This is a genomic window from Streptomyces roseolilacinus (assembly GCF_014649335.1).
Classification (GTDB): Bacteria; Actinomycetota; Actinomycetes; order Streptomycetales; family Streptomycetaceae; genus Streptomyces; species Streptomyces roseolilacinus.
Map to the genome: position 1 here is coordinate 576,096 of NZ_BMSV01000002.1, position 11,928 is coordinate 588,023.

Genomic DNA, 11,928 nt, shown 5'->3' on the forward strand with positions numbered 1-11,928 from the left:
CCTCCAGGGCAACGGGGGAACACGGGGGAACGGCCATGTCCTACGAAGGGTTCCATCTCGCCGCGCTGGTCCTCACGACCGGTGCGATCGGCTACCGGCTCACCGTCGCCGCGCGGATCAGGGCGGTGCTGAGGAGCGGCGGACCGGTCCGCGAGGACCTGTCCGCCGAGGAACTGGCCTTCCTCGCGGGCGGACCCCGCCGGGTCGTCGCGACGGTGCTGTTCCGGATGAAGGGGGAGGGCCGGCTGTCCGTCGCGGAGGACGGCACGGTCACCCTCCACGACGGTGCGTACGCGGCCGGCGTGAGGGACGGCATCGAGAAGGCGCTGGTCGAGGCGGCGGGCGTCTCCCGCACCGAGCGCCTCGGCAAACTGGTCGCCCGCGCCGCCACGAGCCGCGCGGTGCGGTCCGTCGACGACCGCCTGCAGGCGGAGGGCCTGCTGACCGCCGCCTCCCTGCGGCGCGGACAGCACCGCGCCGGGCGCCTGCTGTGGTGGGCGGCGGTGCTTCCGACGACGCTGACCCTGTACGAGCTCACCGTCGGTACGCCTCACCGCTGGTGGGCCGGTCTGGCCCTGTCCGCCGTCGCGGCCGTACCGGCCAAGCTCGTCAGGCCGACGGCGGCGCGGGTGCCGTACCGCGTCCAGCGGAAGCTCGACACGCTGCGCGCCGGACGCGTGCGCCCGGCTCCCTCCCGTCCGGCGGACGCCCTGACCGTCCTCGCCGGCACCCCCCTCGGTGCCGTCGCCCTCGACGGCCTGGCCGCTTCCCGGGACCCCGAACTGCGGGCGCTGGTCACCCCGGAGTCCTGGAAGGCCCGGCAGAGCCCCTACGGCGACGGCACCGGCGCCGCCCTGAGCGGCACCCTCGCCGACTGGCACTCCTCGGTCGACGGCGGCGCGTGCGGGGGAGACGCCGGCGGGTCCGGCGGGTGCGGGGGCGGAGGAGGCGGGTGCGGCGGGGGTTCGTGAGCGGCCGGACGGGGACGCGCGTCGACGCGGGGGAGCGGGACGGGGCTTCGCGGAGCCGGCTCCCGCGCGAAGACCGCGGGGCCGGTGACGACCCGCGTGCGATCGACCCGGCCGGCGTCCGCCTCCACCCCTGCCCGGCCGCCCCCACCGGCCCGGCTTCCGGCGGGACCCGGTCGCGTCGTCCCGCATCCCGGCGGAGCGCCTCCGAGGGGGGCTACGGTTCTCCTCCGGCGTCCGCGACGGCGGCCAACCGGTGGGCGATCCGCCGGCACGCGTGGGCGAGTTCGGGCGGCCGGAGGTCGGTGAGTTCGGCGTCGAAGGTGACGAGGATCCCGGCGACGCCCGCCCAGGACCAGGCGCCGAGGGTGAGCCGGCAGTGCCCGGCGTCGAGGTGTTCGACGACCGAGCCGCCCGGTGCCCAGCGGGCGACGACGCCGGCCGGCAGGTCGAGTCGGGCGCTGCCGGTGCACGGCCAGGCGGCGGGGGTGTCGCCGCGCTCGTGACTGCTCATGACGAAGCGGGCGAGGTCGTCGTGGGGGTGCTGGCGCGGGCCGAAGGGCCGTGTGGTGGGGCGCGGGCGGAGCCGGTCGACACGGTGCACGCGCCACTGGTCGTCCCCGAGGTCGTAGGCGACCAGGTACCAGCGGCCGGCCCAGACGACCAGGTGGTGGGGTTCGATGCGGCGGGCGGGCAGGAAGTCGTCGTCGCCGGGTCCGGGGCGTGAGCCGTCGGCGCGCAGCGTCTCGACGACGAGGACGTGGCGGTGGCGTACCGCGGTTCCCACGGCGGTGAGCGCGGCCGGGTCGACGGGGGGCGCCGGGAACTCCCAGTAGTTCTGCAGCCTGGTCAGCCGGAGGGACTCCATGGGTGCCCGCAGCGCCGCGGGTACGGCCTGCTCCAGGGCGGCCAGCGCCCGCGCCGCGTCGTCCTCCAGGCCGGACACCGTGCGGGGCGCGGTCTGCAGGGCCACCGCGACCGCGAGGGCCTGGTCACGGTCGAACACGAGGGCCGGGAGGGGGTGCCCCGCGCCGAGCCGGTACCCGCCGCCGGGGCCGTGAACCGTGGTGATGGGGTACCCGAGCCGGCGCAGGGTCTCGATGTCACGGCGGACGGTGCGCTCACTGGCTCCGAGCCCGGCGGCGAGGTCGCGCAGGGGCCACAGCCGGCGCGATGCGAAGAGGGACAGCAGCCGCAGTGCTCGCCGTGAGGTACTCGCCATCGTCCCATCATGACCGGTGGTGGCCACTCGGTGTCCACCACCGCTGCCAGGGTGGGGCCTCGTACCAGCAAGCGGTGACGGAACAGGACGGTTCGGCATGCGTGTTCTCGTGGTCGGTGGGGGAATCGGTGGGCTTGCTCTGGGGGCGGGTCTGCGCCGCCGGGGGTTCGAGGTGGCGGTGTTCGACCGCGACACCGACGTGGCGGCGACGGGTGGCTACCACATCACCCTGGACGGGCGGGCCCAGTCGGCGCTGCGGGAGATGGTGGCGCCGCAGATCATGCGGCGGCTGCTGGCCTCGGCGCTGCGGCTGCGCGACCGCGACGCGTTCTGGGACCGGCGCGGCCGGCTGCTCGGCCGCGGGCCGGACCTCAGTGGTGATGCCGGCGTCGATGTCGACCGCGTCACCCTGCGCGTGCTGCTGGCGGAGGCGGTCGGCGACGACCTCCGCCTGGGGCGGACCGTGTCCGGTGTCGACCGGGACGGCGACGGTGTGCCCCGCGTGCTGTTCGCCGACGCCGCACCCGCCTCGGCGGACCTGGTGGTGGGTGCGGACGGTACCCACTCCCTCGTCGCCCGGCACCTGGCGGGCGGCCCGACCAACAGCCCGGCGGGCATCATCGGCTTCTCCGGCCGCACCCTCCGCGAGGACCTGAGCCCCGGTGAACGGCAGCGGCTCGGAACACGATCAGGGCTGGCGGTCGGCCCGCGGGGCGCGGCGCTCTACGTCGGTTTCCTCGACCCGGTCGGCAACGCCGCGCTCGACGCCCCCGAACTGCGGATGTCCGTCACCACCGGCCCCACCTACATCTGGGGCGCCATGTTCCCCGAAAGCGCCGTGACCGACTCCCTGCGGGGTCTGCGCCAGGGTGCGTTGCGGGCCGCGCTGGTGGGACGGTTCCGCGAGCGGGGCTGGGCCGAGCACACCCTCGAACTCCTCGCCCGCGCCGACCCGCACAGCGTGGCCGCGTACCGCTTCAACGCCGCCTCGACCCGGGCCGCCGACCTCGCGCCGTGGCCCGCGGGCCGCATCACCGCGCTCGGTGACGCCGTCCACGCCACACCGCCCACCGCCGGAATGGGGGCCGGCGCGGCGATCCGTGACGCCGCCGCCCTGCTCCGGCACCTGGGCGACGTCGCTGACGGCGGTACCGCACCGGTCGAGGCCGTGGCCCGGTTCGAGGCGGGCATGCGCCGGCGCGGCGGCGAGATCCTCACCCTGGCCATGAGGACGGTCCGCCTGGTCCTGGCCACCGACACCGCGCTCGGCGCCGCCGCTACCGCCGCGACCACTCCGCTCCTGGCCGCGGCCGCCCGGCTGCGGCGCTGACGATCACGTCGGTGCGGCCCGCGTCCTGCCGGCCCGGGCGCGGGGGCGGCCCGACCGAGCACGGTGGGGCCGGGGAACCGGCCGGTGGTGCGGCGACTCTCCTGCGGGCCCCCGCGGAGGGGGCTGTCGTTCACCCCTGCTCGACGCGGGCGGCTCGGCGCGCATAGGCGGTGACCAGTGCGGTCTCCACCCGGTCGACACCGCCGAGGACACCGAGGCGGCCCGTGAGGTAGGTGTCGAGAGCATCGGTGTCGCGGCAGACGACGATGGCGAACAGGTTGTCCGGGCCGGTGGTGGTGCTGACGAAGGCCGCCTCCGGGTCCTCGGCGAGCGTACGCGCCACGTCGCCCAGACGGGCCGGTGTGACGGTGAGCCACAGGAGGCACTGCGCGGAGAACCCCAGCAAGCCGGCGTCGACCTCGACGTCGAAGGTGACGACCGCGGCACGCCGGAGTTCCGCCAGGCGGCGCCGTACCGCGGATTCGGACCAGCCGCTGCGCCGGGCCAGTGCCGGGTAGGTCGCCCTGCCGTCGGCGGCGAGGGCGGGGAGCAGGCTGCGGTCGAGACGGGTCAGGGGGACCGCCGCGCCGTCGGCCTCCGCAAGGGGGCCTGGGGCGGGGTCCACGGCGGCAGACGGTCGCAGCGCGGCGATCTGGTCCTCGTCGAGCGCCGAAGTCCGGCCCCGCCAGCGGCCGTTCATCGCCGGCCGCAGCAGCCGCTGGGCCCGGACCCCGGTGACCTGCGGCAGGCGGCCCAGGTCCGCGAGGGGAGCGGGCCCGCCCGCGGCGACGCGGAAGACGCAGACGATCTCGGTGCCGCTGGAAGCCAGGGTCACCCACGCCGTGTCGGGGCGTCGAGCCAGTGCCCGGGCCAGCGGGGCGGCGGAAAACGGCAGGGCGCCCAGGCGCACCAGCCAATCGGCGTGCCCCGTCAGGCGGCTGTCGGGCACCCCCGCCACTCGGACGGCGTCGCTGCTCCGCAGCCGGTCGTAGCGCCGGGCCACCGTCCGGTCCGACACCCCGAGCACCTCGGCGATCGCGCTGAAGGCGGCACGCCCGTCGAGTTGGAGCGCGTGCAGGAGCTGCCGATCGAGCAGGTCCAGGGTGACGGATCGCACCAGGAGATCATAGGTGGGCGTCGGATTGCGGCGTCACCGCCTCCGGCCCGGGACAAGCGCGCGCGGCGGACACACCATCGGTGCCATGACAGACAGCACGCGCGGCATCCACCACACCGCCGTCCTCACCAGCGACCTCGACGGCCTGGTACGGACCTTCACGGCCTTCGGCTTCACGCTCAGCCCCCGCTCGCGGCACCTCCTCGGCGCGCGGCCGGGACAGGCACCGGTCCTCGGCTGCACCGCCAACCGGTGCGCGCTGTTCGGCGACTCGTACATCGAGCTCCTCGGCATCGTCGACGAACACGCGCCGGACCCCTGGCACACGAGGGAGATGGCGAAGGAGTACGAGGGCTTCCGGATGCTGAACCTGGAGACCGACGACGCCGAGGCCACCGCCCGCCGGCTCGCCGATGCCGGCCTCGGCACCACGGGCGTGCTCGACCTGGAGCGGGAGGTCGACACGGAGGAAGGGCGACGCACGGTCCGGGCACGGGCGGTCCACCTGGACCCCGGCTCGACCCCCGAGGGGTACGTGGGGGTCGCCCAGCACCGGACCCGCCACTACGTGCACCAACCGCGCCACCTCACCCACCGCAACGGAGCCCGCGGGTTGGGAGGGGTCCTCCTCGTGGCCGACGACGCCGAGTTCGACGCGATCACCCGGCGGTACGCCCTGATCCTGCGGACGGCCGCCCGCCAGGAGGGGCCCATGGCGGTGTTCGACGCGGGGGCGGCGCGGCTGCGGGTCCTGCGCGCCTCGGACGCCGGGGAGGTACTGCCCGGAGAACCGGCTCCGGCCCCCTCGTACTTCGCCGCCATGACGATCGTGGTCGATGACCTCCGCGGCGCGCGGCGACTGGTCGAGGACAACGGCACGGCGACCCTGTCGACCCGTGAAGGCTTCCTCGTCTCCGCGCGCGACGCGTACGGCGCCGGACTCCTCTTCGCCGCGGCCTGAGCGCCCCGGGAAACACCTCACCGAAAGGACCCCGCCGTGTTCGGCACCCTCATGCTCCTCGTCGGCCCCACCCTCGTGTTCCGGCTGCTCGGCGCGTTCGGCGTCAGGCGGTTCGCCACCTGGCGGACCGCCGCCGCCGACGGCCTCGCCGTCATGCTGTTCTGCACCGCCGCCGCCCACTTCGCCCCGACGGCCGTCGGCCCCGTGCCCGGCCGCGACGAACTGGTGGCCATGGTGCCGCCCTACGTCCCCTTTCCCGCCCTCGCGGTCCACGCCACCGGGGTCCTGGAAATCCTCGGGGCCGTGGGCCTGCTCCGGGAGAGGACCCGCCGCGCCGCCGGAGCGGGCCTCGCCGTGCTCTTCGTCCTGATGATCCCCGCCAACGTCCACGCCGCCGTCGACGGCATCCCCCTCAACGGGGAGCCGGCCACCCCCCTCTGGTTCCGGATACCCGAGCAGCTGCTCTTCATCGCGGTCGCGGTGTGGGCGTACGCACCGAGGAGGGACGCCGTCCACCGGCCCGAGGAAGTACGCGCATGAGTCTGCCCGAGGCTCCGCGCGGCGGCCGCGGGGGCCACCCGGCGAAGCTCGCCCTGCCGGGTGGGGCGCGGACGCCGTCTCCGGTGGCGTGATTGTTCGTCGGGTCGTCTGTCCGGGCGGCCCGCGGGGGAGGGGCTCAGCCGGCGTCGGCGAAGAGCCGCTCCAGGTGCGCGTCCAGCCGCGCCAGGGCCTCCTCGCCCGTCTGGACGCCGAGCAGCGTGTACGTGGTCAGGCCGTCGACGAGGCTGATCAGCAGCATCGCCTCGGTGTACGGGTCGAGGGCCCGCCCCGCGGCCAGCTCGCCGCGCTCCTGGGCACCGCGCAGGAGCGCGGCGAAGAACTCCGCCAGTCTGGGGATCCCTTCCCTGGCCTCCTCGCACAGCCGCTCGTCGTGGACCGCGCGGGCGAAGTACGCCGCGCCGACCAGCGCGCCCACCCGGCTCTTCTCGTCCAGCGGCAGCATGCCCGCCAGACACGCGCGCAGGACGACCCGCGGCGACGGTCCCGGGCCCTGCTCCGGGTCCGGGTCCTGGTCTTCGCCCCGGTCCTGGTCTTCGCCCCGGTCCGGGCCGGCCGCCGGCGCGCCGAGGCGTTCGCGGATCCGCCGCTCCGCGAGGGAGTTGATGTGGCGCAGGGCGAAGAGCAGCATCTCGTCCTTCGTGCGGAAGTAGTGCTGGAGCCTTCCCAGCGAGATGTCCGCCTCCGCGGCCACCTCGCGCAGGCTCACGCCGTCGAGGCCCCGCGTCCCCGCGATGCGCCAGAGCGCCTCCGCGATCTCCGTGCGCCTGGCTTCGTGGTCCACCCTCTTGGGCACCGGACGACCTCATCTCCTCCGTGCGGCGGGCCGGGTCCCCCGGGCCATCGCTTTGGCAAGTCACTTGTACCGTTGTAACGTATCGCTATCCAATACAGTTGACTTGGAAAGTGGGCCGCCCCCATGTCCCTCCCTCCCGCGCCCCGTCTGAGGCCGCCCCGCCACCGGGTCGACCCCCTGGCCCGCCGCTGGTGGACGCTCCAGGCCCTGGTGACGGTCAGCGGCCCGATGCTGCTGACCGCCCTCGCGCTCGGCCTGCTCTGCACCCTCTTCTTCGCCGGCGCGCTGCCCTGGCTCGCCCCGCTGCTCCTGGCCGTCCTCGTGGTGCCCGCCCTCGGCTACCTGCTCCTCATGCCGCGCCGCCGGTACGCCACGCACGCCTGGGAACTCGGCGCGCACGCCGTCTACGGCGCCGGAGGCTGGATGTGGCAGTGGCGCCGTGTCGCGCCGCTCAGCCAGGTGCAGACCGTCGACACGGTCCGCGGCCCCATCCAACGGCGGTACGGACTGGCGACGCTCACCGTCACCACCGCCTCCACCGCGGGCGACATCAAGATCATGGGCCTGCCGGACGCGCTGGCCGAGGAACTCGCACGGACCATCGGCCGGGCCGCCCACACCACCCGCACCGCTCCCCCCGCCCCGGCCGGCGGCGCGGACGCGGGCGTACCGGGGGGCGCCGCGTGAACCACGCCGGACCCTGGCGGCGGCCCGCCGCCCGCACCCTGCTCGTCCACTGCGGCTGGCTCGCCCCACCGCTCGGACCGCTCGCCCTCACCGTGCTCGCCACGGGCGGCCGCATCCCCGCCGGCACCCGCATCACCCTGGCCGCCCTGTTCGCTTCGTTCGCCGCCGTCACCGCAGCCGGCCTGATCACCTGGTCACGCACCCGCTACCGGTTCACCGCCGACGCGTTCGTCCTGCACAGCGGCGTGTTCAGCCGGCAGCGCCGCACCATCCCGCTCGACCGGGTCCGCAACGTCGACCTGACCGCGACCCCGCTCCACCGGCTGCTCGGGCTGGTCGTCCTACGGGCCGCGACCACCGCCTCCGGCGGGGAGCACGGCGGGATCACCCTCAACGCGGTCACGGTCCGCGAGGCACACCGCCTCAGGGCCGCCCTCCTCGCCCGCCCCGACGACCGGGCCGTCGCCGGCGACGCCGTCCTCAGCCGCCTCGACTGGCGCTGGCTGCGCTACGCGCCCCTCACCTTCTGGGTGTTCGGCGGCGTGGGCATCGCCGTGGGCACCGCGTACCGGATCCTCGACGGAGCCGGCATCGACCCGTGGCGGGCGCGGTACGTCCAGGACGCCTTCGGCGCGCTCGGCGCCCACACGCCGTGGCTCGCCGTGCCGGTGCTCCTGGTCGCCGTGACCGCCCTGGGATCCCTCGGCGCCGTCGTCGTGTACGCGGAGAACTGGTGGGGGTACAACGCCGCCTGGACCGACGCCGACACCCTCACGGTACGGCGCGGTCTGCTGACCACCCGCGCGGTCGCGCTCGAACGCGGCCGGCTGCACGGCGTGCTGCTCCGTGAACCCCTGCTGCTGCGGGCGGCCGGAGGGGCGAGCGTGACGGCCGTGGCGGGCGGGCTCGGCGACAGGGAGGAGGCCCACGCGCGCGGCGCCCTGCTCCCGCCGGCGCCGCGTACCGAGGCCGCGCGCGTCGTCGCCGGAGCGCTCCGCGCGCCCGCTCCTCCGTGGGACTCCGTCGCGCTGACCCCCCATCCGCGGGCCGCGCTGCGCCGCCGGAGGACCCGCGGCCTGCTGTGCGCCGTCCTGCCCGCGACGGTCGTGTTCCTCGCCCTCGGACTGCTCGTGACGCCGGTCTTCCTCCACGCCGCCTGGGTCCACGCCCTGCTCGCGACGGCGGTGACCGAGCTGCTGGCCCGCGACGCGTACCGGAGCCTCGGCCACGCCCTGCACGGGCGCCATCTCCTGGTCCGTTCCGGCACGTTCAGCCGGGACACCCTGGCGCTGGAACGTTCGGAGATCGTCGCCTGGACGTTCTCCACCTCACCGTCCGGCCGCCGCGCGGGCCTCCTCACGCTCACGGCGGCGGTCGCCGCGGGACGACACGCCTACCGCGTACGCGACATGGCCGCCGCCGACGCCGTCCCCCTCGCGACCGCGACCCGGCCGGGCATCCTGGAGGAGTTCCTGGACCACCACGCCCCCACCATCCCTCCCGTACGACGTCCACGGTCTTGAACCGGGGCCTCCCGTCTCCGGCGGGGGAAGGGCGGGAGCAGGCGCGACGCGACCCCGTGCGCCGCGAGCCGGGCCGGGGACCGAGCCGGCGCGACCACGGCCGCGTTCGGGCCCCGAGTCCGGAACACCCCGACGCGCGGGACGGCCGGTGCGGCGCCCCCCCGCCCAGGCCGACACGGAAGGCCCGTGCCGCACACGCGTCGCCGACCGGCTCGGGAACGCCCCCGGCGGGCCGGCCCTCGGCCGTGTCCTTCGGCAGACGGCGAGCCGGGAGCTTCATCGTTCAGCGGTCAGGAGCCGCCTGGTCCCGCCCGGTGGACCGCTGGTGCCTGCGGCCCGTCCAGCCGACCGCGACCCAGAGGGCGAAGAGCCCTGCCGCGGTGGCGATGCCGGCGACGGTGTCGCTGAAGACGAGCATGAGCAGAACCGTGATCAGGATGATCGTCCCGGCCGAGGACGCGGCGAGGGAGTCGGCACGCAGGACGATGCGCAGGAAACCCGAGGGCGGGGTGTCGGTCATGGCGTTCCCTTCGCGGGTGCGGGGTGCGGGGTGCGGGGTGCGGGGTGCGGGGTGCGGGGTGAAAGGTGAGAGGTGTGGGGGGAGGGCCGCCGGTCAGGATCGACCGGCCGGTGAGAGGGGCCGGCTGCGGGGGTGGGTTCCGGCAGCGGCCGCCGGCTCGGAGGCGCCGCGTTGTTCCTGGAGGGCGACGGCACCGGTTCGGCGCATGCGCCTACGCGGCCGGGCCGGAGCCCGGGGAGGGGGACGGCAGGGCGCGGACGTGGTCGGGGGAGAGGTGCAGCTCGTACGGCAGGCAGCAGTCGGAGCAGAGGGTCGCGACGAGTGTCCCGCAGGCACAGAGCTGGTTCAGTCCCCCCTCGGGGGTCGCCCCGCAGCATGCGGCGGAGGCGTGCCGCGTCGTCAATCCGCGAGCGTCGTCCGGGTTCATGACGATGTTCCCTCGCGGGCCCCGGGAGACCAGCGGCTGCCCGTCGACGTTGTAGCGGGTCCCGTGGCGCGGCATCACCGGGCCGGGTGCCTCGGCGACGACGAGAGGCGGGCCGTACGGCTCCGTTTCGATCGCGTAGCAGCCCGACGGCACGGTGGCCGGTGACGGCCCCATTTCCTCGGCCTCCCACCACGCGCGGCAGGGGGCCTCGGGCACTGCCGGCAGACGCTTCAGCGGCCCCGTCAGCGCAGCGCCGCAGGCGGCGCACACGAACACGGTCAGCTGTGGCGCGGCCCCCTCGGTGAGGGTGGGGTCAGGCACGGCGGCCTGCTCGCCGCCCGGCCGGGCAGCGGCCCCCTCCTGATGACGCTGATCTTCCATGGGAGAACCGTACTGAGACTCCCCGGTGCCCCAGCAGCCCCTCCCCTCGAGGAACGCCCCCTGGCGGCAGGGCGGAGAACCCGGATGCCATCGAAGGGCGCCCTTCGGCTGGATGTCCGTGGTGTCGTACCACCCCGACGGGTCCTCGAGGTGTCAGTTCATCAGCAGCAGGCGCGTGTTCGGGACGAGCTTCCGGTTCACGCTGGTGCTCTGCACGAAGATCGTGAAGTCGTCGTTGTGGTCCGGCTTGATGCGGACCTCCACGTCCGGCAGGCCGAGCAGGGCTCGGGCCTCGGGCCCCGTGTACACCCGGTCCGTCTTCTTCTCCAGCACCGCGATCTGCTTCTTCGGCTGGATCTTCTCCGACTTGCTCAGCTGGTAGAACGCGCCCCCGGTACGGTAGGTGTGCCCGGACTCGACGACCCAGTCACGGATCGCCGCCGCGCGGGCCACCGGGAGCAGCTGGTACGCCGACGGGTTCACCGGGGCGAGGCCGGCGGCCTTGATGGTGTCCTTGTTGACCGTGTCCGCGCCCGTGGAGAACACCGCCCGCGACCCCCGGATGCCCTGGGTGCGGCCCACCATGAACTTCTCGGTGGCCTGCTGGATGACCTGCCCGGCCTCCTCCAGGCCCTGCGTGCTCGTGGCGTCCCAGATGGCGATGTTGTCCTTCGGGAAACCGCACTGCATGGCCTCGCGCTTGCCCATCTGGTCCGGCACGAGGACGGCCAGCGTCCAGTTGTCGCCCTGCGTCTCGATCATCTCGGCCACGGACCGCACCAGTTCACGCGGGTCCTTGGTGGGGGCGTCCGGGCAGCGGTGGCTTGCGTTCTCCTGCCCGTCGGTGAGCACGAACGTCAGGAAGCTGTGGTCACCGTAGAGCTGAGCCGTCTGCGCGAGCTCCCGCTGCGACTTGAGCGTCGCCGCCAGCAGCGCCGTCATCCCACCGACCCGGTACAGCTGCTTCAGCGACGGCATCCGCAACACGTCCTTGTCGTAGATGACGCACTGCACCTTGTCGGCGAAGACGTACACCGTGACACGGGTCTCCTGGTCCAACTCCTGTGACCGGCGCGCCAGATAGGCGATCTGCTGGTCGGCGACCTCGACGACCTTGCCACTCAGGCGCGCCATGGACGAGCTGGCGTCCAGCACGAGGGCAACGTGGTTGATGTAGTTCTGGGCTCCGGACATGGTAGTAACTCCCCGTTCTCTCCGGTTCGATGGTCCTACCGTCTCACCCACCACTGACAATCGACGTGAGCTCCCGGACCGGATGAAGACCCCCGGACCGTGGTGGTGCCCGGGGCACCGCACGAGACCTGGGGCACCACCACGGTCCGGGACCGCTCCGCGTGCCGGTGTGCCGGCAGGGTCGACCCTCCACCCGTGGCGGGGGCTTCGTGTCCGGCCCCGTCGGTGCGTCGTGTCGTCCGGG

12 protein-coding genes are annotated in these 11,928 nt (G+C 74.7%); 6 read left to right on the forward strand and 6 right to left on the reverse strand.

Annotation, left to right across the window (positions count from 1 at the left end):
• Nucleotides 1–35: 35 nt before the first annotated feature.
• On the forward strand, nt 36–971 hold the full coding sequence (locus IE106_RS06745) for a TIGR04222 domain-containing membrane protein (protein WP_189530838.1): 936 nt from the start codon (nt 36–38) through the stop codon (nt 969–971).
• A 214-nt stretch (nt 972–1,185) separates the two neighbouring features.
• On the opposite strand, the gene IE106_RS06750 is transcribed toward IE106_RS06745, so the two are convergent.
• On the reverse strand, nt 1,186–2,190 hold the full coding sequence (locus IE106_RS06750; RefSeq protein ID WP_189530840.1) for a helix-turn-helix transcriptional regulator: 1,005 nt from the start codon (nt 2,188–2,190) through the stop codon (nt 1,186–1,188).
• 97 nt (nt 2,191–2,287) lie between these two features.
• Here IE106_RS06750 and IE106_RS06755 point away from each other — a divergent pair, with 97 nt between their 5' ends.
• Nucleotides 2,288–3,520, forward strand: coding sequence for an FAD-dependent oxidoreductase (locus IE106_RS06755; protein WP_189530842.1), 1,233 nt, complete (start codon nt 2,288–2,290; stop codon nt 3,518–3,520).
• 130 nt (nt 3,521–3,650) lie between these two features.
• On the opposite strand, the gene IE106_RS06760 is transcribed toward IE106_RS06755, so the two are convergent.
• Nucleotides 3,651–4,637: an Lrp/AsnC family transcriptional regulator gene (locus IE106_RS06760; protein ID WP_189530844.1), complete on the reverse strand. Its 987-nt coding sequence runs from the start codon at nt 4,635–4,637 to the stop codon at nt 3,651–3,653.
• Between the two features lie 85 nt (nt 4,638–4,722).
• Between IE106_RS06760 and IE106_RS06765 the strand changes: the two genes are divergently transcribed.
• Nucleotides 4,723–5,598 carry a VOC family protein gene (locus IE106_RS06765; RefSeq protein WP_189530846.1) on the forward strand — a complete coding sequence of 292 codons (876 nt, stop codon included), beginning with the start codon at nt 4,723–4,725 and terminating at the stop codon, nt 5,596–5,598.
• 36 nt (nt 5,599–5,634) lie between these two features.
• Complete coding sequence (locus IE106_RS06770) at nt 5,635–6,138, forward strand: DoxX family protein (RefSeq protein ID WP_229840105.1); 504 nt, start codon at nt 5,635–5,637, stop codon at nt 6,136–6,138.
• Between the two features lie 136 nt (nt 6,139–6,274).
• Here IE106_RS06770 and IE106_RS06775 read toward each other — a convergent pair whose 3' ends face one another.
• Nucleotides 6,275–6,952, reverse strand: a complete 678-nt coding sequence (locus IE106_RS06775) for a TetR/AcrR family transcriptional regulator (protein WP_189530848.1) — start codon at nt 6,950–6,952, stop codon at nt 6,275–6,277.
• A 123-nt stretch (nt 6,953–7,075) separates the two neighbouring features.
• Here IE106_RS06775 and IE106_RS06780 point away from each other — a divergent pair, with 123 nt between their 5' ends.
• Nucleotides 7,076–7,639 (forward strand): PH domain-containing protein, encoded by a 564-nt coding sequence (locus IE106_RS06780; protein WP_189530850.1) that lies wholly within the window; start codon nt 7,076–7,078, stop codon nt 7,637–7,639.
• Nucleotides 7,636–9,162, forward strand: coding sequence for a PH domain-containing protein (locus IE106_RS06785; protein ID WP_189530852.1), 1,527 nt, complete (start codon nt 7,636–7,638; stop codon nt 9,160–9,162). Before IE106_RS06780 ends, IE106_RS06785 begins: the two co-directional genes overlap by 4 nt.
• A 283-nt stretch (nt 9,163–9,445) precedes the next feature.
• On the opposite strand, the gene IE106_RS06790 is transcribed toward IE106_RS06785, so the two are convergent.
• From IE106_RS06790 to IE106_RS06800, 3 genes are all read right to left on the reverse strand, one after another.
• Nucleotides 9,446–9,682 (reverse strand): hypothetical protein, encoded by a 237-nt coding sequence (locus tag IE106_RS06790; protein WP_189530854.1) that lies wholly within the window; start codon nt 9,680–9,682, stop codon nt 9,446–9,448.
• Between the two features lie 211 nt (nt 9,683–9,893).
• Nucleotides 9,894–10,490, reverse strand: coding sequence for a hypothetical protein (locus IE106_RS06795; protein WP_189530856.1), 597 nt, complete (start codon nt 10,488–10,490; stop codon nt 9,894–9,896).
• Between the two features lie 153 nt (nt 10,491–10,643).
• Entirely contained in the window at nt 10,644–11,684 is a 1,041-nt protein-coding gene (locus IE106_RS06800; protein ID WP_189530858.1) for a vWA domain-containing protein, read from the reverse strand.
• Between the last annotated feature and the right edge of the window lie 244 nt (nt 11,685–11,928).

Excerpts from the sequence above, each read along its gene's own strand:
- IE106_RS06745 (WP_189530838.1), top strand. The coding sequence starts at position 36 with ATGTCCTACGAAGGGTTCCATCTCGCCGCGCTGGTCCTCACGACCGGT.
- IE106_RS06750 (WP_189530840.1), bottom strand. The coding sequence starts at position 2,190 with ATGGCGAGTACCTCACGGCGAGCACTGCGGCTGCTGTCCCTCTTCGCA.
- IE106_RS06755 (WP_189530842.1), top strand. The coding sequence starts at position 2,288 with ATGCGTGTTCTCGTGGTCGGTGGGGGAATCGGTGGGCTTGCTCTGGGG.
- IE106_RS06765 (WP_189530846.1), top strand. The coding sequence starts at position 4,723 with ATGACAGACAGCACGCGCGGCATCCACCACACCGCCGTCCTCACCAGC.
- IE106_RS06780 (WP_189530850.1), top strand. The coding sequence starts at position 7,076 with ATGTCCCTCCCTCCCGCGCCCCGTCTGAGGCCGCCCCGCCACCGGGTC.
- IE106_RS06790 (WP_189530854.1), bottom strand. The coding sequence starts at position 9,682 with ATGACCGACACCCCGCCCTCGGGTTTCCTGCGCATCGTCCTGCGTGCC.
- IE106_RS06795 (WP_189530856.1), bottom strand. The coding sequence starts at position 10,490 with ATGGAAGATCAGCGTCATCAGGAGGGGGCCGCTGCCCGGCCGGGCGGC.
- IE106_RS06800 (WP_189530858.1), bottom strand. The coding sequence starts at position 11,684 with ATGTCCGGAGCCCAGAACTACATCAACCACGTTGCCCTCGTGCTGGAC.